This is a genomic window from Paraburkholderia sp. 22099 (genome assembly GCF_052045835.1).
In the GTDB taxonomy this organism is placed as follows: domain Bacteria; phylum Pseudomonadota; class Gammaproteobacteria; order Burkholderiales; family Burkholderiaceae; genus Paraburkholderia; species Paraburkholderia terricola.
The window spans coordinates 61,667-85,548 of the sequence record NZ_JBQEPU010000021.1; the positions used below are offsets into that span (position 1 = coordinate 61,667).

Consider the following 23,882-nt stretch of genomic DNA (forward strand, 5'->3'; position numbering starts at 1 on the left):
TCGACGCCCTGGATACTCAATCATGACGACACCGCAGGAACTGAAGCAGATCGTTTCAAAAGGCCTTTTGTCCTTCCCCATTACCGACTTCGACGCCAATGGCGATTTCCGTGCCGACACCTATGCCGAGCGTCTCGAATGGCTCGCGCCTTATGGCGCTTCGGCGCTGTTCGTCGCGGGCGGCACGGGCGAATTCTTCTCGCTGACCAGGAGCGACTACACGAACGTGGTGCGCACCGCGACCGAAGTCTGCAAGGGCAAGGTGCCGATTCTCGCCGGCGCGGGCGGCCCGACGCGCGTGGCGATCGAATACGCGCGGGAAGCTGAGCGCCACGGCGCGAACGGCATCCTGCTGATGCCGCATTACCTCACGGAAGCCTGCCAGGAAGGCATCGCCGCGCACGCCGAAGAAGTCTGCAAGTCCGTGCCGAACATGGGCGTGATCATCTACAACCGCGCGAATTCCAAGCTTAACGCCGATATGCTCGAAGGGCTGGCCGCGCGTTGCCCGAACCTGATCGGCTTCAAGGACGGCGTGGGCGAGATCGAGAACATGGTGACGATCCGCCGCCGTCTGGGCGATCGCTTTTCCTATCTCGGCGGCCTGCCGACCGCGGAAGTCTATGCGGCGGCTTATAAGGCGCTGGGCGTGCCGGTGTATTCGTCGGCGGTATTCAACTTCATTCCGAAGACCGCGATGGACTTCTACCGCGCGATCGCCTCGGACGACCACGCCACCGTCGGCAAACTAATCGACGAATTCTTCCTGCCGTACCTCGCGATCCGCAACCGCCGCGCGGGCTACGCGGTGAGCATCGTGAAGGCTGGCGCGAAGCTTGTCGGCCATAGCGCCGGTCCGGTGCGCGCACCGCTGACCGATCTGACCGAAGAAGAAATGACCCGGCTCGACGCGCTCATCAAGGCGCTCGGCCCGCAATAACCCAGTCGGCGCAACACGCATCGTTTTGAGCGCCCGGGACGGCAACGTTACCGGGCGCTTTGTGCAACACGAATGCGCCGGCGGCGCTTCTGAATGAAGCGCCGCCGGCGAAGCAATAGAGCCAGGGAGCCCGCTCCCTTGTATAAAAATTCAGGAGATGACCATGGAAATGAGCCGCACGGCGAGTTCCGTCCAAGTCGCGAAGCGCACCAAAGTCCGCTACGCGATCCTGCTGCTGATCTTTGTGATTACCACGTTCAATTACGCCGACCGGGCGACGCTTTCGGTGACCGGTTCGGCGATGCGCGCCGAGTTCGGTTTCGACGCGATCCGGATGGGCTATATCTTCTCCGCGTTCAGTTGGGCGTACGTGCTGTCGCAGTTGCCGGCCGGCTGGCTGCTCGATCGCTTCGGCGCGCGGCGCGTCTACGCGGCGAGCATTTTCTTCTGGTCGCTCTTCACGTTGCTGCAAAGCTCGATCGGTTTGCTCGGCAGCGCCGCTGCCGCCGTCACGGGTCTGTTCGTGCTGCGCTTCGCGATGGGCGCGGCGGAGTCGCCGGCGTTCCCGGCCAATGCCAAGGTCGTCGCGAGCTGGTTCCCCACGAATGAACGCGGCACCGCGTCCGCCATTTTCAATTCGGCCCAATACTTCGCCGCGGTCGTGTTCACGCCGTTGATGGCCTGGCTCACGCATGCGTTCGGCTGGCACACGGTGTACGTGGTGATGGGCGGCGCAGGGCTGCTGCTCGCTCTCGCCTGGCTCAAGGTGATGAAGAACCCCGCCGATCATCCGGGCGTGTCGCCCGCCGAGCTCGAATACATCGAACAGGGCGGCGGCGTGGTGAACGGCCACGCGAAAGCCCGTCCCGACGACGTCGCGCGCGCCGGCGGCTGGTCTCTCGTGCGTCAGTTGCTGACCAACCGGATGCTGCTCGGCGTCTATCTCGCCCAGTACTGCATCAACGTGCTGACCTACTTCTTCCTGACCTGGTTTCCGATCTACCTCGTGCAAGCGCGCGGCATGACGATCCTGCAGGCGGGCCTCGTGGCCTCGCTGCCCGCGATCTGCGGATTCTCCGGCGGCGTGCTCGGCGGCATTCTGTCCGACTCGCTGATCCGGCGCGGCCATTCGCTCACCGTGGCGCGCAAGGTGCCGATCGTCGGCGGCATGCTGCTGTCGGTCAGCATCATCGGCTGCAACTACGTCTCGACCGACTGGATCGTCGTCGCGCTCATGTCGCTCGCGTTCTTCGGCAAGGGCATCGGCGCGCTCGGCTGGGCCGTGGTTGCCGATACGTCGCCGAAGGAAGCAGTCGGTCTGTCGGGCGGGATCTTCAACATGTTCGGCAACGTGGCCGGCATCGTCACGCCGATCGTGATCGGCTATCTGGTCGCCAAGAGCGGTTCCTTCAACGGCGCATTGGTGTTCGTCGGCGTGAACGCGTTGCTCACCGTGTTCAGCTACCTCGTGATCGTGAAGGACATCAAGCGGGTGGAATTGCGCCCGCGCTGAGCGGCGGGTAGCAATCGTACTTCCGGCGGGCTTGCGTGGCCGGCATGGCCATGATGGCCTGCCGGCCGCGACGCCCGAATCCACGCGCCGGCTTCAGGCCCGAGGCCGGCGCTGAAAATGATCCGGCGTTTATATAATCAGTCGTCAGACGACGGTATAATAGATAGCAGGAAGTATCTGCATCTATCTGATTTAAGGGGCGTTTTCGATGGCTACACCACTGGCGTCCGCGGCACCGCCACGACGCGCTCGCAATCTCGCCGAGTTTGTCGTCGGCTACGTCACCGACCAAATCGCGTCCAACGCCTTGAAGCCCGGCGACAAGCTGCCCACCGAATCGCAACTGATGGTCACGCTGAGCGTGAGCCGCACCGTCATCCGCGAAGCGATTTCGCGCTTGCAGGCCGGCAAGATCATCGAGACGCGCCACGGCATCGGCAGTTTCGTGCTGGAGCCGCAGCGCGAAAAGCTGGGCATCGACATGGTGCCCGCCACCACCTTGCGCGACGTGCTCTCGATCCTCGAACTGCGCATCAGCCTCGAAACGGAATGCGCGGGCCTCGCCGCTCAGCGCGCCAAGCCCGACGACCTCGCGCGCATGCGCACCGCGCTCGACGCGATCGAGGCCACGCGCCACAACGGGCTCGACAGCGTCGACGCCGATCTGCAGTTTCATATCTCGGTGGCGCGCGCCACCGGCAACCGGTATTTCGTCGACATCCTCACGCAAATGGGCAGCGCGCTGATTCCGCGCAACCGCCTCGACTCGGCGGGCATTGCGCGCGCGGAGCCGGATGCGTATCTGTCGCTCGTCAATCTGGAGCACGAAAGCATTCTCGAAGCGATCACCCGGCACGACGCGGAAGGCGCGCGCGCGGCAATGCGCATGCATCTGTCCAACAGCCGCGAGCGGTTGAGGCGCGCGAACGAAGCCGCCGAGACGAATAGCTGATTGGCGCATTCGTAGCGGTTGGCGCACAAGCAAATGGCCGGGTTTCCCCGGCCATTTGCTTTTCAGACGAAGCTCGTTGGCGAGCTCTCTTCCGCGAGCTTAGCCGCGCGTGATTTCGCCATCGCGACGGCGCCACAAGTTCAACGGATTACCGTCGACGAGCGGCTCGGGCAGCAGATCGGCCGGGAAGTCCTGATAGCACACCGGACGCAGGAAGCGCTCGATCGAAGTCGTCCCCACCGAGGTCGCCCGGCTGTCGGACGTGGCCGGGAACGGACCGCCGTGCACCATCGCATGCGATACCTCGACGCCCGTCGGGAACCCGTTGACGAGAATCCGGCCGGCTTTGCGCTCGAGAATCGGCACCAGCTTTTTCGCCGCCGGCAGATCGGCGCTGTCCATCTGCACCGTGGCGGTCAACTGCCCCGCGAAATGTTCGGCGACCGCGAGCAGTTCCTGCTCGTCCTTGCAGCGCACGATGGTCGACGCCGGTCCGAAAACCTCGTCTTCGAGCGCCGGCGTGGCGAGGAACGTCTGCGCGTCGGTCACGAACAACGCGGCGCGCGCCTGTGTCGGGCCGGTTACGTCGACGCCGCGCGCAACGGTCTCGACGCCCTTGATCGCCGCCAGCTTGCCCTCGCCTTCTTCATAGGCCGCGTGAATACCGGACGTCAACATGGTTTGCGCGGGCTTGCCGCCGAGCGCCTCCGATGCCGCCGCGACGAAGCCCTTGAGCGCGTCGCTGTCGACGGCGATCGCCAGGCCGGGGTTGGTGCAAAACTGCCCCGCGCCGAGCACCAGCGAATCGACGAAACCGCGCGCGATACTGTCGCCGCGTTGAGCCAGCGCGTTCGGCAACAGGAACACCGGGTTGATGCTGCTCATTTCGGCGTAGACCGGAATCGGCTCGGCACGCGCCGCCGCGACGCGCATCAGCGAGGTGCCGCCCGCACGCGAACCCGTGAAACCCACCGCCTTGATCGCCGGATGCGCGACCAGCGCTTCGCCGACGGAATTGCCCGCGCCGACGATCAGCGAGAACACGCCCTCCGGCAAGTCCATTTCCTGCGCGACGCGCTGAATCACGCGGCCGACCATCTCCGAGGTGCCGAGGTGCGCGCGATGCGCCTTCACCACCACCGGGCAACCGGCGGCCAGCGCCGCCGCCGTGTCGCCGCCCGCCACCGAAAACGCGAGCGGGAAGTTGCTCGCGCCGAACACCGCAACCGGGCCGAGCGGAATCTTTTGCATGCGCAAATCGGAGCGCGGCAACGGCTTGCGCTCGGGCAGCGGCGAATCCAGTGTGGCGGCGAGCCATTGCCCCGCGCGCACGACTTGCGCGAACAGTTTGAGTTGACCCGTCGTGCGGCCGCGCTCGCCTTCGAGGCGCGCCTTCGGCAAGCCGGACTCCTGCTGCGCGCGCTCGATCAATGCGTCGCCCAGTGCGGTGATGCCGTCGGCGATCCGTTCGAGGAATTCCGCGCGCACCGCGAGCGGCAGGTGCCGGTACGGGTCGAACGCTTTCTGCGCAAGCTCACAGGCTTGCGCCACATGGGCCACCGTGCCGCTGCCGAAAACCGGCTCGGCGATGTTGGAACCCGTGGCGGGATTGAACGCGTACAGTGGTTTTTCGTCGCCGCGCACCGCTTGGCGGCCGATCAGCATTTCGCCGGTAATAGACATTTCGCTTTCCTTGGAATGAACGCTTGGATATAAGTCATCCTACAACATATCGAGATGCGCATGCAACCGGACACGCCCATCTGGCGAGGACTTCGGGTTTACGTGACCGTTACAATAAATGGGACCAGTGCTAATCTTCACCAAGACGTACGACGACCTATAACATGTCGTCCTGCAGACATCAGCGCCCGCCCGATCAATCGCAGTTCGAGGAAACGTCCCATGCCAGCCGTCACGCCTTACCAGTCTCTACCCAATAGTTTTCGTCGCGCCGTATGCGGCGGCGAGACCCTGATCGGCTGCTGGGCGTCGCTCGCCAGTCCGATTGTCACGGAACTGCTCGGCGTGGTCGGCTTCGACTGGATGCTGCTGGACGCGGAACATGCGCCCAACGACGTCCTCACGCTGATCCCCCAGTTGATGGCGCTCAAGGACAGCGTGAGCGCCCCGGTCGTGCGGCCGCCGGCGAATGATAGCGTGTTCATCAAACGGCTTCTCGACAGCGGCTTCTCCAACTTTCTCGTGCCGTTCGTCGACAGCGCCGAAGACGCGGCCCGCGCCGTCGCCGCGACGCGCTACCCGCCGCAGGGCATTCGCGGCGTCTCGGTGAGCCACCGCGGCAATCGCTACGCGACGGCGGCCGATTATTTCAACATCGCCAATGACAACGTTTGCGTCATCGTGCAGATCGAAAGCCGCAAAGCCGTCGAATCGATCGACGAAATTCTCGCCGTGAACGGCGTCGACGCGGTCTTCGTCGGGCCGTCCGATCTCGCGGCGGCGTATGGCCACCTTGGCAATCCCGCTCATCCCGACGTGCAGCAGGCGATTGCGCGCGTATTCGAACGCGCGCAGGCCGCGGGCAAGGCGAGCGGCATTCTCGCCCCGGTGCAGGCCGACGCGGAACGCTATCTCTCGATGGGCTGCCGCGTCATCGCCGTGTGTGCCGATATGGGGCTCTTGAAAAACGCCGCGCAGACGGTCCAGAAACACTTCATGCAGAAACAGGCCGGCCAGCAATAGACACGGCCGCCACGACATCCACGGAGAATTCCATGCAAAAGGCAGGTTTCATCGGACTCGGCATCATGGGCAAGCCCATGGCCGCGAATCTTCTCAAGAACGGCGTGAGCCTCGCGGCGTTTACGCGCAGCGGCGTGCCGGACGACCTCACGCAGGCCGGCGCGCTCGCGTGCGATAGCCCTGTTGCGGTGGCCGCGCACGCCGACGTGATCTTCATCATGGTGCCCGATACGCCGGACGTCGAGCGCGTGCTGTTCGGCGAACACGGACTCGCCGCCGCGTTGCGCGCGGGGCAAACGGTGGTCGACATGAGCTCGATTTCGCCGATGGCGACGCGCGAGTTCGCGGCCCGCGTGCGTGAACGCGGCGCGGACTATCTCGACGCGCCGGTGTCGGGCGGCGAGGTCGGCGCCAAGGCGGCTTCGTTGACCATCATGGTGGGCGGCGAGCCGGCGAGCTTCGAGCGCGTCAAGCCGCTCTTCGACATGATGGGCAAGAACGTCACGCTGATCGGCGGCGTGGGCGCGGGACAGGTGTGCAAGGTGGCGAACCAGGTGATCGTTGCCGCGACGATCGAGGCGGTCGGCGAGGCCTTGCTGCTCGCGTCGAAGGCAGGCGTCGATCCGGCGCGCGTGCGCGAGGCGCTGATGGGCGGCTTCGCGTCGTCGCGCATTCTCGAAGTGCATGGCGAGCGGATGACGAAGCGCACCTTCGATCCGGGTTTCCGGATCGAACTGCACCAGAAGGATCTGAATCTCGCGCTCTCCACCGCGCAAGCGCTCGGCGTTTCGCTGCCGAATACGGCCACCTGCCAGGCACTTTTCAACGCGTGCGTGGCGCACGGCGGCAAGGCTTGGGACCACTCCGCGATGGTGCGTGCGCTCGAAGTGCTCGCCAATCACGAAATCGGCCAGCAAACCGCTTAAGCCCCAAACCCTCATGTACAGCGCCGCCCCGCTTTCTCGACAGGGAAAGGGGGCGGCGCTTTCGTTTTCTGGCGATTACCGACAACGCCCGCAAAGGGCAAGGAGACATGCGTGGCCATCATCAATAAAAACAGCGGCAAGCCGGCAGCATCGAGAGCCAACAATCAAGGCGGACCCGATTCGCCGACACGCAGGGCGTTTATCGTGCTGACAGGAACGTCAGCGGGCGCAACCCTGCTCGGCGGCTTGTCGGCCTGCGGCGGCTCGGTTAGCGGAGGGTCCGCGCCGCCGGTGGTGCAGAACCCGATCTGGGGCACCTCGGGCGCCGCGACGCGGATCATCGCGTCGTTGCAAGGCGTCACTCAATCGATGTTTGCCGCGCGCGATTATGTCGTCACGCAATACGGCGCGCAGCCTTGCGCGGTCGTCGCCGCGACCAATCCTTATACGGGCGCGGCCTCGCTCGCCAGCCCCGGCTCCGGACAAACCAACGCCGCGGCGTCGTTCGACTCCCGCCCCGCGTTTCTTGCCGCGATTCAGGCCTGCAATGCGGCCGGCGGCGGCCGCGTGGTCGTGCCGTCGGGCACCTGGTACTGCGCCGGGCCGATCGTGCTGCTCAGCAACGTGAACTTTCATCTCAGCGCGAATTGCACGATCTATTTCAGCCCGAACCCGGCGGACTACGCAAAGGACGGACCGGTCGACTGCGGCGCGAACGGCAAGCTGTTCTACAGCCGCTGGCAGGCAAACGATTGCCTGAATTACGGCTCACCGGTCTACGCGCGCAACCAGACCAACATTGCGCTCACCGGCGAAGACGCCACCTCGGTGCTCAACGGCCAGGCGATGACGCCGTTCGCCGGCGGCGGCAACACAGCCACCTGCTGGTGGACCTACAAGGGATCGAATGGCGCATACGGCTGCGTGAATTCGTCGACGCCCTCGCAGGTCTATCTCAACCCGAACAATGTCGACCTCAAGATCGCGGCGCCGGGTATTTCCGACGCGCTTTATGCGCAACTGACCAGCCCCACGACACCGTGGCAGGAAGATCAGAACTATCTGCCCGCGCTCTCGGAGGCAGGCGTTCCGATCGCCCAGCGGATCTTCGGCATCGGGCATTATCTGCGTCCGTGCATGGTGGAATTCATCGGCTGCACGAACGTGCTGATGGAAAACTATTGCACCAACAACACGCCGTTCTGGCAGCACCACCCCACCGATTGCAAGAACGTCGTGATCCGCGGGGTGACCACCAACAGCATCGGCCCGAATAACGACGGCTTCGATCCCGACGCGTGCGACAACGTCCTGTGCGACAACGTCACGTTCAACACCGGCGACGATTGCATCGCGATCAAGTCCGGCAAGGACCAGGATACGCAGTATGGTCCCGCGCAGAATCACGTGATCCAGAATTGCACGATGAACAGCGGGCATGGCGGCATCACGCTCGGCAGCGAAATGGGCGGCGGCGTGCAGAACATCTACGCACGCAATCTGCAGATGCTCAATCAGAACTGGGCGACCAATCCGCTGAACATCGCGATTCGCATCAAGACGAACATGAATCGCGGCGGCTTCGTGAAGAACTTCTACGTGGATACGGTCACGCTGCCCAACGGCGTCAGCCTGAAAGCCAGCGGCTACGGCAGTGCGCTGCTCGCCGGCAGTCCGATCAACGGCACGGTGCCCTTGGGCGTCGTCACGGCGACGGCGGCCAATCCTTCCGCGGCGCAGGGCGGCCTCATCACGTTCGACTGCGACTATCAGCCGGCCAACGACGCTATTCGCACGCGTCCGGCGGTCGTGCAGAACGTGAACATTTCGAACGTGCAGGCGAGCAACGTCACGCTCAACGGCGTAACGGGCTCGTGTTTTCAGGCGATCGTGGCCCAGGGGCCCGTCGCCTTCGACTACAACGGCCCGGCTCCCGCGCCGGCGGTTCCGCCGATCAGCGGCGTCACGATCTCGAACTGCAACCTGGGGACGGCGGTCGCCGCCGGACCTGCGACCTCGACGACGCCCGGACCGATCTATGCCTACAACGTCAACGGCATCACGTTGAAGAACGTGGTGATCGGATCGACGACTTACAACACCACGGTGGTCGATCAGCGCTAAGCGAGTCATCCATCCGAAGCCCAGAAAAAAATGGCGGCGTCCGAGGACGCCGCCATTTCATTTCCGTCACGCCGCGGATCCGCTAACGAATCCGCCGCTCGCGACTCACTTCGCCGCCGCGCTCGCCGCCACCCAACGCGGCTCGGACGTCTTGTCAGCGCTTCTCGCGAGCAGGCACACCACCGCAGCCGCAACGATGTCGAACACCGCCAGCACGACGAACAGCGGGCTGTAGCCGACCTGCGTCACCAGCACGCCGAACAGCGCCGTGAATGCGGCAGCGCCCAGGTAACCCGCCATGCCGCCCATGCCCGTCGCGGTCGCGACTTCGTTCTTGCCGAACATGTCGGACGTGATCGCGTACAACGCACCGGACAACGTCTGGTGAGCGAATCCCCCGACGCACAGCAGCGCCACCGCCACATAGGGACTCTCGACCAGCCCGACACATGCCGGCCCGATCATGAACAGCGCGCCGACGACGAAAACCATCTTGCGCGACGTGAACAGCGAGACCTTCGCGTACTTATGAAACAGCGGACTGAGGTAGCCGCCGAGCACGCAGCCGATATCGGCGGCAAGAAACGGCATCCACGCATACAGCGCGATTTCCTTCAGGTTCATGTGCCGCTCGGTCATCATGTACAGCGGAATCCATGCGTTGAAGGTTTGCCAGGCCGGCTCGGAAAGAATGCGCGGAATGCCGATCGCCCAGAAGTCGCGGCTGCCCAGCATCGCACCCCAACTGCGCTTCGGCGCACCGGCGTCGCTGTGCTTCGCTTCCTGCCCGCTCAGGATGTAATCGCGTTCGGCGTCGCCCAGCAGCTTCTGGTCGCGCGGATGCTTGTACAGCAGCATCCACACCGCGCTCCACACGATCCCCGCCACGCCGACGATCACGAAGGCCCATTGCCATTGCCCGTGCAGCAGCGCCCACACCACCAGCGGCGGCGCGAGCAGCGCGCCGATCGACGAGCCGATGTTGAACCAGCCGATCGCCACCGAACGCTCCTTGGCCGGGAACCACTCGCTCGTCGCCTTCACGCCGGCCGGAATGCCGGCCGCCTCGGCGACGCCGAGCAAGCCGCGAAAGAACGCGAGGCTCTGCCAGCCGGTCGACCATGCCGCCGCGGCGCAGGCCAGCGACCACGCGATCGCGAAGGCGGCGAAGCCGATCTTGGTGCCGATGGTGTCGAGCAGATATCCCGCGACCGGTTGCATGAACGCATAGCAAAGCTGCCACGCCACCACCACATGCGAGTATTGCTCGGTGGTGATATGAAGGTCCTTCATCAAGGTCGGCGCGGCGACGGACAGCGTATTGCGCGCGAGATAATTGATGATGAGGCCGGCGGCGACCAGGCTGACCATCCACCAGCGGATGCCCTTGATTTTCATGACTACGTCTCCTTGATCTTTAACCGGTCAGACGGACCTTGCGCGCGAAGCCGCGCCATCCGGGCCGGCGTCGTCGCGCGAATAATCGATGCCCACGAAGCTGCCGCCCTGGAAGCGTTGGCCCAACGCGTCGAGCGGGTTCGGGCGCGCGAGGATTTCCGCGGCGTAGTCCTCGGCGTTCTGCGTCGGCCGATAGCCCAGGCGCTCGGCGCCGCTGTTGTCCCACCAGCTACGCGTGTTGGCCGAGACGCCCCAGACGGTGAGGAACCCAACGTCTTCCGCCTCGATGCAACGGTCGATGAAATGCAGCAGGTCGCGATGTCCGAACCACGTGCTCAGATGCCGGGGCTCGGTGGGCCGCTCGAGGCAACTGCCGATGCGCACGCAAACGCTCTCGATGCCGTGCTTGTCCCAGTACATTCTCGCCAGCGCTTCGCCCCACACCTTGCTCAAGCCGTAGAAGCCGTCCGGGCGTAGCGCGCAGTCGAGACCGAGCTGTTCGGTGACCGGATACATGCCGATCGCGTGGTTCGAACTGGCGAACACCACGCGCCGCACGCCCTGCCAGCGCGCGCCTTCGTACACTTCGACGAGCGCGCGCAGATTGTTCTCGATGATTTCGGGCAGCGGGCGTTCCACGCTGGTCCCCGCGAAATGGATCAACACGTCGACGCCATCGAGCAGGCGATCCACGACGGCGGAATCGCGCAGATCGCCGTGCATCACGTCCTCGCCTTCCACCAGGGGAACCAGCGGCTTCGAACCGGCGGCCGAGCGCAGCGGCGTGCCGCGCGCGACCAATGCCGCACGCACTACCGAGCCAAGCTGGCCACCGGCCCCACTCAGGGCAATCTTCTTCATAAGCTTCCTTCCTTTACTGCGCCGTGCGCGAGCAGACTTGAGACAGCAAGCGGGAAGGCCACGACGGCCTCGATGAAATTTCCGTGCTTGTTGTACGACGACGTACTATCAACGATGGAAAGACGGATTTCAACTAGGCATTTACCCGTATTATTTTTGGGCTTTCGACGGTTGCGCCGTTGCCGATAAGCGGCTGAGCCACACAAATTGATGTGACATCGTATAACTAGAAAGCGCGTCGCGATGGCCACGCGCTGTCACCGGCCGATTGGCTAGCTAACCGGCTAATGGAAAGCCGGTTCGGATTTGGCTATCGTCGGTTGATGGCGAGTTGGCCTCGATCAGCCATCCCTTCCTATCGAGTTTGCCGCTGCAAAAAGGAGATCCGCATTCGTGCAGCGCTGTCGTCGCGTCCCGCACGAAACCATCTAGCCGACACCGAACACCTGGTTGCGCCGACGCCGTCGTAACCGCTCATCGCGGTCCAGCTTTCGCCCTCCTCCTGTCGTTCGATTCCCTGCCGCGCAATGCCGGGCGGTGGTTGCCCGTTCGCGGCAACCGTCATAGTCGTCAACTTGCGCGTCAATAACATATTTGTTATTATCAAGTTCAATGGCATTTACGATCGACTTCTACAATGAGAAGGTCAAAGTCAACGTCGCCTCGTTGCCGAAAACGCTGCTCGCGCGCTTCATCGCGCTGGCCGACCGCATGGAGGAATACGGCCCGAATCTCGGCGAGCCGCACACCGCTTCAATGGGCGGCGGCTTGTTCGAAATGCGCCTGAAAGGCGCGGAGGGAATCGCCAGAGTGTTCTACTGCGCAATCGTGGAACGGAAAATCGTCATGCTTCACTGCTTCGTGAAGAAGACGCAACAAACGCCGCGCAACGAACTGGACGTGGCGCGCAAAAGACTACTGGAGATCAGAAATGGCAACCTATAAGGCCATGCGCGAACGGGCGCTCGCCGACCCCGAAGTACGCGCCGAATATGAACGCCTCAACCGCGAGGAATTCGCGCTGCTCGACCAGATGCTCGCGGCGCGCCGGGAGGCCGGCTTGACGCAGGCGCAAGTCGCCGAGCGCATGGGCACGAAAGCACCGGCGATCACGCGGCTCGAACGGGCGCTGGCCTCGGGGCGGCACTCGCCTTCCATCGACACATTGCGCAGGTACGCGGCCGCGTGCGGCAAGCAGTTGTTCATCTCGATCGCATAAGCCGCGGGAGCGAATCTGATCCGGCGCGGTTGAATGCGCGAACGCGGGCTTCGCGGCGTTGTTGCAGCGCGGTCGATTGCCGCAGTTTTCGCCTGATCGCGTCAAGCAGCAGCAACGACGCTATAAGAAAAACTTGATGCCCATCAAAGGCTTGCGGCATAAGAATCCGAAACTCGCGTAAAACAAGGCGGTTTTTTGACGCACGTCGCGTCGCAGCAGAAAATTCGCTCATCCCCTACTCTTGCGCCCATCTGCCCAGCGCAGTGCGCACCGACACCGGTCGACGCGCGTAGTCCGCCCTCGCGGGCATCACGCACTTCACGCTCATGAACTCCGCTCTCTCGGCACTCGACCTCGCCCGCATCCAGTTTGCGTTCACCGTCTCCTTTCACATCGTTTTTCCGGCGCTCAGTATCGGCCTCGCGAGCTTCATCGCCGTGCTCGAATGGCGCTGGCTCAAAACCGGCAAGACGTATTACAAGGAGCTTTGCCTGTTCTGGTCGAAGATCTTCGCGGTGGCCTTCGGCATGGGCGTGGTCTCCGGCGTCGTGATGAGCTATCAGTTCGGCACCAACTGGTCCGGCTTTTCGAGCTTCGCCGGCCCGGTCACCGGACCGCTGCTGATGTACGAAGTCATGACCGCGTTCTTTCTCGAAGCGGGCTTCCTCGGCATCATGCTGTTCGGCTGGCAGCGCGTGAGTCCGCGCGCTCACTTCGGCGCCACGCTGATGGTCGCCGTCGGCACGCTGATCTCGACCTTCTGGATTCTCGCGTCCAATAGCTGGATGCAAACGCCGCAAGGCTTCGAAGTGGTGAACGGCCGGGTCGTGCCGCTCGACTGGTTTAAGATCGTTTTCAATCCGTCGTTCCCGTACCGGCTCGCGCATATGGCGCTCGCCGCGTTCATCGTCGCGGGGCTGGTGGTGGCGGCGGTGGGCGCATGGCACCTGTTGCGCGGCCGGCGCGATCCGGCCGTCAAGAAGATGTTCTCGATGGCGCTCTGGCTGCTGCTGATCCTCACGCCGATCCAGGCAGTCGTCGGCGATCAGCACGGTCTGAACACGCGCGAGTATCAGCCCGCGAAAATCGCGGCGATAGAAGGTCTGTGGGAAACCGAAAAAGGCGGTACCGCGCTGAACCTGTTCGGTATTCCCGACATGCAGGCGGAGACCACGCGCTACGCGGTGTCGATTCCGCACCTGGGCAGCCTGATCCTCACGCACAGTTGGGATGGCGAAATTCGCGGCCTGAAGGAATTTCCGCCGCAAGACCGGCCGAACTCGACGGTGGTGTTCTGGAGCTTTCGCATCATGGTCGGCCTCGGCATGCTGATGATCTTGATGTCGCTGATCGGCTGGGCGCTGCGCCGCCGTGAACGGCTGTTCGAGGCCAGGTGGTTCCAGCATCTCGCCGTGCTGATGGGCCCGACCGGTTTCATCACGCTGCTGGCCGGCTGGGTCACCACCGAGGCGGGCCGTCAGCCGTGGGTGGTCTACGGCGTGATGCGCACTTCCCAAGCCGTGTCGCCGCTCACCACGCAGCAGGTCGGCATCTCGTTGATGACCTTCGTGGTGGTCTATTTCCTGGTGTTCGGCACCGGCGTCTATTACATGCTCAAGCTGATGCGCTCCGGTCCGCCGTTACCGGGACAAACGCCGCACGACGCGCCGGAGCATTCGCCGAACCAGACCGCGCGCCGCCCGCTCTCCGCCGCCGATCACATGATCGACGCGGCCTGAACCTACCCCGCTTCACTAGCTGCTTGCGAGAAAGACAATGGACGTAACCGTAGTGTGGGCCGCGATCATCGCGCTGGGCCTTTTCATGTACGTGGTGCTGGACGGCTTCGACCTGGGCATCGGCATCGTCTTCCCGTTCTTCCCCGACGAGAAGGAACGCGATCTGATGATGAACACCGTCGCGCCGGTGTGGGACGGCAACGAAACCTGGCTCGTGCTCGGCGGCGCCGGCCTGTTCGCGGTGTTTCCGGTGGTTTACTCGACCGTGCTGTCCGCGCTCTATCTGCCGCTGATCTTCATGCTCGTGTGCCTGATCTTTCGCGGCGTATCGTTCGAGATTCGCGCCAAGGCCAATCGCACGAAACCTATGTGGGACCTCGCGTTCATCGGCGGTTCGGCGGGCGCGACGTTCTTCCAGGGCATCGCACTGGGCGCGTTCCTGCAAGGCATCCCGGTGATCGACGGCGGTTATGCCGGCGACGCCTTCGGCTGGCTCACGCCGTTCAGCCTGCTCACAGGACTTGGGCTCATCGTCACTTATGCGCTGCTCGGCTGCTGCTGGCTGGTCGCGAAGACCGAAGGCGATCTGCAACGCCGCCTGCATCGCGTGGTATGGCCGCTGACGATGGTGCTGCTCGGCTTCATCGCGATGGTCAGCGTGTGGACGCCGCTGCAGGACCCGAATATCGCGCAACGCTGGTTTCATGACGGCCTCTTCTATCGGCTGTTGCCGGTGCCGTTCCTGGTTGCGGTCTGCGTGTTCTTCATGCGCCGCGCGGTGCGTGAGCGGCATGACAACACGCCGTTCGTGCTGGCGCTGCTGCTCGTGCTGCTCGGTTATGCGGGGCTGCTGGTGAGCCTGTGGCCGTATGCCATTCCGTCGAGCATGACGCTATGGGAGGCCGCCGCGCCGCTCTCCAGCCAGATGTTCACGCTGGTCGGCGCAGCGGTGATTCTGCCGATCATCATCGCCTATACGACGATGGGTTACTGGGTATTTCGTGGCAAGGTGCGTCATGACGACCAACATCACTATCACTAAGCACGCGGAGGGCGGCGCCGGCGCGCAAACGCCGGCGCGCAAGAAGCTGCCCGGCTGGCTGTGGTTCATCGCGCTATGGTGCTTCGGCGTGGCCTCGGCGATGTCGCTCGGCTTCGCGTTCAAGCTCCTGATGAATGCGACGTTGTTTGCGGTCAAATAAAGGCCCGCTGTCGCGCGCCTCGATCCGGCGCGCATAACCTGCGGAATCCCTTAGGCACGGCTTCAAAAACGGCGCTCGCGGCTCGTCTACCTAGCAAGCCGGAACCTGTGCGCGGGAGACCAACCTTAGCGACAACGTGGTGCATCGAAACAGCCGGCGATCATATAAATAAATAGTCACGTGCGCGGCGGGCCGGAAGGTCCGCCGCGCCGCCGATCGGTATAGGATCGCGGGGTAGCCGGCAATGATGCAATTCACGAGAATAGAAGTAAAACGAGACGCTACAACGGCGGTAGCCCACAACGCGCAGGCTCGACTCGCGGAGACATCATGAAGTTTCTTGTGGCCGACGACCATGAACTGATCCGGCAAGGCGTCAAGGGAATGCTGCGCGGTCTCGATCCCGACGCCCAGTTCGACGAAGCCGATAGCTGGGAAACGCTCGCCACCGCCGCGCGGCCCGACGCCGATCACGATCTGGCGATCGTCGATCTGCATATGCCGGGCATGAGCGGCGCGTCGTCGCTCGAGACGCTGCTGGCGGCGAATCCCGCGTTGCCGGTGGTCGTGCTGTCCGCCGAGGAGTCGCCCGACGAGATGCGCGCGGTGCTGGCCGCCGGGGCGCTCGGCTTCGTGCCGAAGCGGCAGCCCGCCAGCGTGATGCTCAAGGCGATCGAACTCGTTCTTTCCGGCGGCGCGTATGTGCCGATGGAAGCGCTCAGTCTGCTGGGCTCTCGCGAAGCGCAAGCCGCGCCGGTCTGCGCCGACGGCGCCGCCGGGTCATCCAGCCTGGGCGGCATGCCGATCACCGCTCAGGCGGGCATTCAGGCAAGCGCGCGGGGCGCGGGCCAAGGCGCGACGGCGCTCACCGAGCCGATCACGCAACTGCCGGCGCTGCAGCCGCATCAACAGCACTTGCTGGAAAACCTGTCGCCGCGCCAGCAGGACATCATGCGGCTCGTGCATCGCGGCTGGACCAACAAGATGATCGCGCGTGAACTCGGCGTCGCGGAAGGCACGGTCAAGGTGCACCTGTCGGTCATCTTCCGGGCGCTCGGCGTACATAACCGGTCGATGGCGATCGCGGTGATCAACGGCTGGCTCGAAGCGGGGAAAACGCTGTAGGCGGGCGGGTGTCGGGCGGTGGCAAGTGGTGCGGCGAACAACGCCGGCAGGCGGTGCGACGGACGGCAGCAATCGGCGCAGCGAACGGCGGCGGGCGATGCGACGAACGGCAGCAATCGGCGCAGCGAACGCCGGCGAGCGTCGGCGAGCGTCGGCGAGCGGCGCATTGTTTAACACTCCGGCTAGCGCTTGCCGCTTGCGTCCGCGCCTGGCATCCGCTTCCCTGCCGCTTCCCTCCCGCTTCCCTCCCGCTTCCCTCCACTCCCCAATCCCTGCGACTATCCCTACGCCCCCAACCTCGCGCCGCTCGCCGACTGGCCCGCCGCTTGGCCCACCCCGCCCGGCGCCGCCCAACTCCCCGGCTCATTTCCCGTTCCATCCGCGCGCAATTCCGGCGTGGCCGCCGCCCGTCTCTTATCCAGTTCCGCCTGCTGCCAGAGCATTTCCAGCGTGCGCCGCAAGCGCGCCGGCGTGACCGGCTTATGCAGCACGGGAATCCCCTGCAAGGCCAGCGCCGCCAGTTCCGCCGACGCCATATCGCCCGTGATCAGCAGCGTCACCACGCCTTCATGCCCGGCGCGCGCGAGCACGTTGCGCACGGCGGTCAGCGCCTGCGCGCCGGTGCGGTGATGCGCCAACTGGTAGTCGCATAGCACGGCGTCCGGCACGAAGCCGTCCTCGAGCGCCGCCAGCGCGGCGGCTTCGTCGCGCGCGCCGCGCACGGTGCAACCCCAGCGTCCCAGCAAACTGGCGAGGCCTTCGAGAATCGACGGTTCGTCGTCGATGCACAGCACGCGCCGCCCTTGCGCCGAAGGACCGCCCGCCACCGCTTCATTCAGGCTCGCCACGATGCCGCGGGCGTCGCCCGCCTGCACCGGAAAGCGAAACACCGAACCGCGCCCCGGCGCCGAGCGCAGTTGCAATTCGCCGCCCAGCATGCCGACCAGCCGCTTCACCGTCGGCAATCCCAGGCCATGCCCCTGACGTGCATCGCGCTGCGGATTGGCGACCTGATAAAACTCCTCGAAGATGCGTTCATGTTCCTCGGCGGGAATGCCGATGCCCGAATCGCGCACTTCGATATACCCGCCCGCTTGCCGCCCCGCGCGACGAAAGCCCAGCCAGATCGCGCCTTCCTCGGTATAGCGCACCGCGTTCGAGAGCAGATTGCTCAGCACGCGTTCGAGCAACACCGGATCGTCGTGCACGACCATCGTGGTCGGCGCGATCCGCAGCGCGAGTCCCTTGGCGGCGGCTTGCGGCCGGTACTGGCTGCCGACGCGCTCGAACAGTTCGGAAAGCCGGAAATGCAGCCGGATCACCTGGGTCACGCCGCTTTCGAGCCGCGCGAGATCGAGCACCTGGTTGAATAGCTGATTCAACGCCTCGACGTTATAGACGATGTGCTCGGCCGTTTTGGCATGCTGCGCCGGTGTCGCCGCCGCATCGTTGAGCGAGGCCGCGAGCAGGCCGATCGCATGCAACGGCTGACGCAAATCGTGGCTCGCGGCGGCGAAAAAGCGGGTTTTGGCGAGGCTCGCCTCTTCGGCGACGTGCTTTTGCACCGCCAGCGACTCCGCCAGATACTGCTGATCGACCCGCGCCTGCACGACCTGCCGGAACAGCTTGCGATAGCTCAACGCATAGACGTTGATCGCGAAGAAGAAAAACGCGAGGACGATGGCGAGTATCGTGCGGTCGAACGTATGCGTGCCGACATGCAGCACGATCGACGGAAACAGCAGGAACGGAATGGCGGTCGAAAAATTGAGCAGGTCGAAGCCGTTCGACATGAACACGCCGGCCGCCAGCGTGACGAGCAACACGGTATGCAGCAGCGGCAAATCCGTTTGCGGGCTCTGGAACGCGAACCACACCGCGAGGCCCGGCGCGCTGTAGAGCAACACGCCGCGCACCGCATGCAGATAGATCCAGCCGCGCGGCGATACGAGTTGCGGATAGCGCCGGTTGCAGATCCACAGTGCGAGGCTGCCGCAATTGGCGGCCGCATAAAACCCGAAGCACGCGATGAACAGCGGCGGCGACGGTATCTCCGGCCAGTAGATCGCCACCAGCACCGCGATCGAGAACCAGTGCGAAAAGAACGCAATCGGATCTTGCGCGTACAGCACGCGCACCAGATCTTCGTCGATTGCATGCTGGATAGGCTCGGCCCGCATTGCGCGGTCTCCTTTATCGTTCGGCCTCGGCGCTTCAGCGCTGACTCCGGTCCGGTGCACGGCATCGGGCATGGCGGATACGGTGATAAGGCGCGGGCGCCCGGCGACGCGGGCCTTGGGAGCCCCGGCGTGCCGCGCGAAGGGACGGCATCGGTGCTGCGTATTGCTTCACTGCGCGGCAGCGCGCGGTCCACGTCGGTCCCGCGGTCCACGTCGCGTCACTGTTCAGACGAATGACGTACCGCGCGCCGGACGGTTTACCCGGCAGTTTACCCATCAGCTACCACTTAATCCATATAGGCGAAGCCATTTGCGAAACGCATACTGGCCTCACATTCAGCGCGGCTTCGACATTCCAGCCACTCTTCACCGCCTGCCTTCGAGGCTCGCCGCGCTTCTGCCTTCCCCCTTATGGAGGTTTTCATGGGCGCTGTTCCGAGCCACGAGTTCGTCCGCAATCTCGACGATGCGATCCTGCCCGAGTTGTGGCGCCGGCGTACCCGCTTGTCCGCCGATGAAATGGTGTCGATGGTCGAGCTGGTCAAGCGGGCGCTGCGGACCTACCATCCGCTCGAACTTCACGCGCTCGGCGAGGACAAGGAAGAACTGGTCGCCCAGTTCATCTATTCGAAAGTGCTGCGCCTCGCGCCCGGCCACACCGAAACGCACGCCTGCGCCGATAGCGCGCCGTCCAATGGCTACGCATTGTGCGCGTATTTTCGCCGCTACCTGATCGACTGTTTGCGCAGCGCCGGCCATCAGCGCAACGTGTCGATGGAAAACGAAGGCATGGCGCAGGAGATCGATCTGCATGCCCAGGCGCTGGAAGACCCGGTGGAAAGCGTGCTGCTGCAATACGGCCTCGACGAACAGCGCGTGCGGCTCGCGGCGCGCACGTTCATCGACGGCCTCGACGAGCCCGAGCGCATCGTGCTCGCCGGCAGCCTCGGCTGGTGTTCGGAAGGCAAAGGCGGTTTGTCGGCAGTCGCGGCTCAGCATCGGGTGCCCTCGTATCACTATCGCGCCGTCAAACTCGGCGTCACCATGAAAAAGACGGCCGGCGCCGCGGATTTTTCCAATACCAAGATCGGCCGCTGGCTGAGCGACGTGCTCGGCATCGAGATCGACATCGACAATCGCGCGGCGATTCTCGTCGCGCTGAACCTGCTCGCGGCCGAATCGAGCGATAGTGAAATGAATGAAGCAGCGGCGTAACAAGCGCTCATGATGACGCGTCGCTCACGGGCGGCAGCCGCGCCGCACGGTGCCCCGCGCCTCACACGGTCTCAAACGGTTTTTCACACGCGCCACATCTCGCGCGCCCCGTACGATGCGCCTTTTTTTGTCATCCCGCACCGCCTACGATAAAAAAGCCGCCGCCGCACGCCGTCTTCCTTGCGAAGTCCGGCTTCCCTCCCCCCGCATTGCCATTCCTGACGAGGTGGTCCTGATGAACCGCTTATCGAGCGCCGTGACGGCGATGAAGTCGCATTACGATGTGGTCGTGGTGGGTTCGGGCTATGGCGGGGCGATCGCCGCGAGCCGCATGGCGCGCGCCGGCCGCAGCGTGTGCGTGCTGGAGCGCGGGCGCGAATTCATGGCCGGCGAATTTCCGCGCACGCCGTTCCAGGGTGCCGCGCAGGTGCAGTACAACACTTCCGTCGCGCACATCGGCTCGCCGCTCGCGCTGCTCGAAGTGCACGTGAATGAAGACGTGAACGCCGTGGTCGGCTGCGGTCTCGGCGGCACTTCGCTGATCAACGCGAATGTCGCGCTAGAAGCCGATCCGCGCCTATGGGACGACCCGCGCTGGCCCGCCGCGCTGCGCGCCGACAAGGACGGCCGCGACAAGGGTTATGCGCGCGCCTTCGCGATGCTGCAACCGTCGCCGGTGCCGAGCGACTTTCCGCCGCTGCCGAAATTGCAGGCCCTGGAGAGGTCGGCGCAGGCGCTCGGCATGGAAGATCGCTTCAGCCGTCCGCCGATCACCGTCACGTTCGAGAACCGCGTGAACGCCGCCGGCGTCGCGCAGCAGGCTTGCGTCGGCTGCGGCGACTGCAATTCGGGCTGCAATTACGAAGCGAAGAATTCGACGCACATGAACTATCTGCCCGACGCCGTCGCGCACGGCGCGCAGATTTTCACGGGCGCGGCGGTGCATTCGGTGGTGCGCGACGCCGCCACGCGCAAGTGGCGGGTGAACTACCAGTTGGTGAGCGTCGGCCGCGAGAGTTATGGCGCGCCCGATCTGTTCGTGAGCGCCGATATCGTCATCGTGTCGGCGGGCACGATCGGCTCGACCGCGCTGCTGCTGCGTTCGAGCCAGGCGCCGCAAGGGCTCAGCGTTTCCGCGATGCTCGGCCAACGCTTCACCGGCAACGGCGACGTGCTCGCCTTCGCGTACAACACCGACGCGGTCATCAACGGCGTCGGCTGGGGCGCGCACGAGCCGGGCGAGATTGCGCCGGTCGGGCCGACCATCACCGGACTCATCGACCATCGCAACACGCCCGATGTGAAAGACGGCTTCGTGATCGAGGAGGGCTCGCTCGCCGGACCGGTCGGCGCGGCGCTCGTCGCCCTGCTCGGCGCGGCCGCGCCGCTCGAAGGCGAGGAGGTCGCCGAGCCAGGCTCGCCCGAAAAGCCGTTCGCCTATGACGCGCGGGTGATCGAAAGCGTGCTGCGCGGCCCGTATCACGGCGCGCTCAACCACACGCAAAGCTACCTCGTGATGGCGCACGACGACGAAAGCGGCCGCATCGGCATCGACGACAACGGCCGCGCGCGCATCACCTGGGAAAACGCCGGCAAGCAGCCGATCTTCGAAACGATCGAGGCCACCCTCAAGCAGGCGACGGCGCCGCTCGGCGGCAAGTACCTGCGCAATCCCATTTCGACGGACTTCATGGACAACCGCACCGTCACCGTTCATCCGCTCGGCGGCTGCGGCATGGGCGAGGACGCCGCACACGGCGTGGTCGATCACATGGGCCGGGTGTTTAGCGGCGGCTCCGGCGACGCGGTGCACGAGGGCCTCTTCGTGATGGACGGCGCCGTGATGCCGATGTCGCTCGGCGTGAATCCGCTGCTGACGATCTCGGCGCTGGCCGAACGCAATTGCGCGCTGCTCGCCGCCTCGCGAGGCTGGACGATCGACTACGAGTCGAAGGGCGGGGCCGCCGTGCCCGCGCCGCAACGCATCGGCCTGCGCTTCACCGAAACGATGGTGGGCACCTATACGCCGGCCGTCGCGGGCGAGGCGGCCACGAGCCCGATCGAATTCACGCTGACCGTGGAATCGGACGATCTCGCCGACATGCTCGTCAATCCGCAGCATCTGGCGCAGACGGCCGGCACGCTGACCTGCCCCGCCCTCTCGGCGCAACCGATGACGATCACCGACGGCACCTTCAATCTGTTCGTCGTCGATCCGGCGGATGTCGACGAACGCAACATGAACTACCGCATGACGCTCAATGCCACCGAAGGCAAAACGTACTATCTGAGCGGGCAGAAGATCATCACGCGCAGTTCGCCACTGAATCTATGGGAGCAGACCAACACGCTGTACGCCGAGATTCGCGGCTCGGCGCAAGCGGATGCACCCGTGATCGGCAAGGCGACGCTCGTCATCACGCCGGAGAATTTCCTCAAGCAGCAACGCACGCTCGAAGTCACTCACGCGCCCGATTTGACGACCCGCCTCGAATGGACGCTGAAGTTCGGCAAGTTTTTTGCGGGCGTGCTGTTCACCGAATACGGCGGCGTGGCCGCGCCGCTACAGTTTTTCGATCCGAACGCCAAGCCGCGCATGAAGCGGCCCTTGCGCGCGCCGGCGCCGCAACTGTTCTTCTTCGATACGCCCGATGGCACCACGCTGAGACTCACGCGCTATCTGGACCACGCCAACAAGGAAGCGCGTCCGTTGCTGCTGATCCACGGCTCCGGCGTATCGAGCCGCATCTATTCGACCGATCTGATCGCCACCAACCTGGTGGAATATCTATGCGCGGCCGGCTACGACGTATGGCTCGTCGATCTGCGCGTCAGCATCGAAATGCCGAGCGTGCTGGTGCCGACCAATGTCGACCAGGTCGCGCGCGAGGACATTCCGGCCGCCGTCGCCAGGGTGCGCGAGTTGACCGGCGCGCCGAACATCCAGGTGCTGGGCCATTGCCTCGGCGGCCTCGCGTTGAGCATGTCGCTGCTGTACGGACTCGAAGGCGTGCGCTCGGCGGTCATTTCGCAGGTGTCGGCGCATCCGGTGCCGGGCACCCTGCAACGGATCAAGGCAGGCTTGCATATTCCCGACCTCATCCAGCATCTCGGCGTGTCCGATCTGACGGCTTATACGCAGCACAAAAAATGGCCGCACAATCTGTTCGACGAAGCCTTGCGGCTCTATCCGATCGATCACGATGAAGGTTGCGGCAACGCCATCTGTCACCGCTCCACGTTCCTGTACGGCTTGCTCTATGAACACGCGCAACTGAACGAATCGCTGCATTCGAATCTGCAGGAATTGTTCGGCATGCACGACGTCGAGCTGTTCAGGCACCTGGCCGCGATGGCGCGGGCGGGCGAAGTCGTCGACGCCGAAGGGCGAGCCATTTACCTCAGCGGGACGAACGGCGCAAAAGGCCTGGAAGGCATGCGTATGCCGATCGGATTTATCCACGGCGATCGCAACGAAACCTATCTGCCGAAGAGCACCCAACTCACTTATGACCTGCTGACAAGGGAATTCCCGGAGCAGCCTTACGAGCGGCATCTGATTCCCGGCTATGGGCACATCGACTGCATCTTCGGCAAGCATGCGGCGGTGGATGTTTACCCGGTCATCGCGAGGTATCTGAACGCGCATTGACCGCTCACGGCGCTCCCAACCTTGAAATCGACGGCTGCCCCCGCTATACCTCAATGCGGCAGCCGTGAATCGGCTGCCGGCCCTCCTGAGCCGGTTTGCGTTGTTCTGGCGCATGATCGGGCCTTCACGC

19 protein-coding genes are annotated in these 23,882 nt (G+C 64.4%); 14 read left to right on the forward strand and 5 right to left on the reverse strand.

Annotation, left to right across the window (positions count from 1 at the left end; all coding sequences use genetic code 11):
* Positions 1-22: 22 nt before the first annotated feature.
* From kdgD to ACTJLC_RS20420, 3 genes are all read left to right on the forward strand, one after another.
* Positions 23-940 (forward strand): 5-dehydro-4-deoxyglucarate dehydratase, encoded by a 918-nt coding sequence (gene kdgD, locus ACTJLC_RS20410; RefSeq protein ID WP_073430892.1) that lies wholly within the window; start codon positions 23-25, stop codon positions 938-940.
* Positions 941-1,103: 163 nt separating this feature from the next.
* Positions 1,104-2,453 (forward strand): MFS transporter, encoded by a 1,350-nt coding sequence (locus tag ACTJLC_RS20415; RefSeq protein ID WP_073430891.1) that lies wholly within the window; start codon positions 1,104-1,106, stop codon positions 2,451-2,453.
* A 208-nt stretch (positions 2,454-2,661) separates the two neighbouring features.
* Positions 2,662-3,405, forward strand: a complete 744-nt coding sequence (locus ACTJLC_RS20420) for a FadR/GntR family transcriptional regulator (RefSeq protein WP_073430890.1) — start codon at positions 2,662-2,664, stop codon at positions 3,403-3,405.
* Between the two features lie 99 nt (positions 3,406-3,504).
* Here ACTJLC_RS20420 and ACTJLC_RS20425 read toward each other — a convergent pair whose 3' ends face one another.
* Positions 3,505-5,088, reverse strand: coding sequence for an aldehyde dehydrogenase (NADP(+)) (locus ACTJLC_RS20425; protein ID WP_154874922.1), 1,584 nt, complete (start codon positions 5,086-5,088; stop codon positions 3,505-3,507).
* Between the two features lie 222 nt (positions 5,089-5,310).
* On the opposite strand from ACTJLC_RS20425, the gene garL reads away from it, so the two are divergent.
* From garL to ACTJLC_RS20440, 3 genes are all read left to right on the forward strand, one after another.
* Positions 5,311-6,111: a 2-dehydro-3-deoxyglucarate aldolase gene (gene garL, locus ACTJLC_RS20430; protein ID WP_073430888.1), complete on the forward strand. Its 801-nt coding sequence runs from the start codon at positions 5,311-5,313 to the stop codon at positions 6,109-6,111.
* The gene (locus tag ACTJLC_RS20435; RefSeq protein WP_310132951.1) at positions 6,108-7,037 is read left to right on the forward strand and encodes a 2-hydroxy-3-oxopropionate reductase; all 930 of its coding nucleotides are present in this window, start codon (positions 6,108-6,110) and stop codon (positions 7,035-7,037) included. Before garL ends, ACTJLC_RS20435 begins: the two co-directional genes overlap by 4 nt.
* A 111-nt stretch (positions 7,038-7,148) precedes the next feature.
* The gene (locus tag ACTJLC_RS20440; protein WP_374709868.1) at positions 7,149-9,161 is read left to right on the forward strand and encodes a glycoside hydrolase family 28 protein; all 2,013 of its coding nucleotides are present in this window, start codon (positions 7,149-7,151) and stop codon (positions 9,159-9,161) included.
* A 105-nt stretch (positions 9,162-9,266) separates the two neighbouring features.
* Here the strand turns inward: ACTJLC_RS20440 and ACTJLC_RS20445 are convergent, their stop codons facing one another.
* Both ACTJLC_RS20445 and ACTJLC_RS20450 read right to left on the reverse strand, forming a co-directional pair.
* Positions 9,267-10,559, reverse strand: coding sequence for an MFS transporter (locus ACTJLC_RS20445; RefSeq protein WP_073430886.1), 1,293 nt, complete (start codon positions 10,557-10,559; stop codon positions 9,267-9,269).
* Between the two features lie 27 nt (positions 10,560-10,586).
* Positions 10,587-11,420 (reverse strand): NAD-dependent epimerase/dehydratase family protein, encoded by an 834-nt coding sequence (locus ACTJLC_RS20450; RefSeq protein WP_073430885.1) that lies wholly within the window; start codon positions 11,418-11,420, stop codon positions 10,587-10,589.
* Between the two features lie 612 nt (positions 11,421-12,032).
* Here ACTJLC_RS20450 and ACTJLC_RS20455 point away from each other — a divergent pair.
* Both ACTJLC_RS20455 and ACTJLC_RS20460 read left to right on the forward strand, forming a co-directional pair.
* Positions 12,033-12,365, forward strand: coding sequence for a type II toxin-antitoxin system RelE/ParE family toxin (locus ACTJLC_RS20455; protein WP_310132873.1), 333 nt, complete (start codon positions 12,033-12,035; stop codon positions 12,363-12,365).
* Entirely contained in the window at positions 12,352-12,639 is a 288-nt protein-coding gene (locus tag ACTJLC_RS20460; protein WP_073430883.1) for a helix-turn-helix domain-containing protein, read from the forward strand. Before ACTJLC_RS20455 ends, ACTJLC_RS20460 begins: the two co-directional genes overlap by 14 nt.
* On the opposite strand, the gene ACTJLC_RS20465 is transcribed toward ACTJLC_RS20460, so the two are convergent.
* Positions 12,623-12,871, reverse strand: a complete 249-nt coding sequence (locus ACTJLC_RS20465; protein ID WP_143326716.1) for a hypothetical protein — start codon at positions 12,869-12,871, stop codon at positions 12,623-12,625. The genes ACTJLC_RS20460 and ACTJLC_RS20465 overlap by 17 nt on opposite strands.
* A 94-nt stretch (positions 12,872-12,965) precedes the next feature.
* On the opposite strand from ACTJLC_RS20465, the gene ACTJLC_RS20470 reads away from it, so the two are divergent.
* From ACTJLC_RS20470 to ACTJLC_RS20485, 4 genes are all read left to right on the forward strand, one after another.
* Complete coding sequence (locus ACTJLC_RS20470; RefSeq protein WP_310132878.1) at positions 12,966-14,378, forward strand: cytochrome ubiquinol oxidase subunit I; 1,413 nt, start codon at positions 12,966-12,968, stop codon at positions 14,376-14,378.
* Positions 14,379-14,415: 37 nt separating this feature from the next.
* Positions 14,416-15,420, forward strand: a complete 1,005-nt coding sequence (cydB, locus tag ACTJLC_RS20475) for a cytochrome d ubiquinol oxidase subunit II (protein WP_310132880.1) — start codon at positions 14,416-14,418, stop codon at positions 15,418-15,420.
* Entirely contained in the window at positions 15,395-15,580 is a 186-nt protein-coding gene (locus tag ACTJLC_RS20480) for a hypothetical protein (protein ID WP_073430880.1), read from the forward strand. The genes cydB and ACTJLC_RS20480 overlap by 26 nt, the downstream gene beginning before the upstream one ends.
* Before the next feature lie 330 nt (positions 15,581-15,910).
* Positions 15,911-16,705, forward strand: a complete 795-nt coding sequence (locus ACTJLC_RS20485) for a response regulator transcription factor (RefSeq protein ID WP_083086274.1) — start codon at positions 15,911-15,913, stop codon at positions 16,703-16,705.
* A 284-nt stretch (positions 16,706-16,989) separates the two neighbouring features.
* On the opposite strand, the gene ACTJLC_RS20490 is transcribed toward ACTJLC_RS20485, so the two are convergent.
* Positions 16,990-18,885, reverse strand: a complete 1,896-nt coding sequence (locus ACTJLC_RS20490) for an ATP-binding response regulator (protein ID WP_114163644.1) — start codon at positions 18,883-18,885, stop codon at positions 16,990-16,992.
* 423 nt (positions 18,886-19,308) lie between these two features.
* On the opposite strand from ACTJLC_RS20490, the gene ACTJLC_RS20495 reads away from it, so the two are divergent.
* Together ACTJLC_RS20495 and ACTJLC_RS20500 are read left to right on the forward strand one after the other, a co-directional pair.
* Entirely contained in the window at positions 19,309-20,100 is a 792-nt protein-coding gene (locus ACTJLC_RS20495; RefSeq protein WP_114163645.1) for a hypothetical protein, read from the forward strand.
* 235 nt (positions 20,101-20,335) lie between these two features.
* Positions 20,336-23,752, forward strand: coding sequence for an alpha/beta fold hydrolase (locus ACTJLC_RS20500; RefSeq protein WP_310132885.1), 3,417 nt, complete (start codon positions 20,336-20,338; stop codon positions 23,750-23,752).
* Positions 23,753-23,882 lie beyond the last annotated feature (130 nt).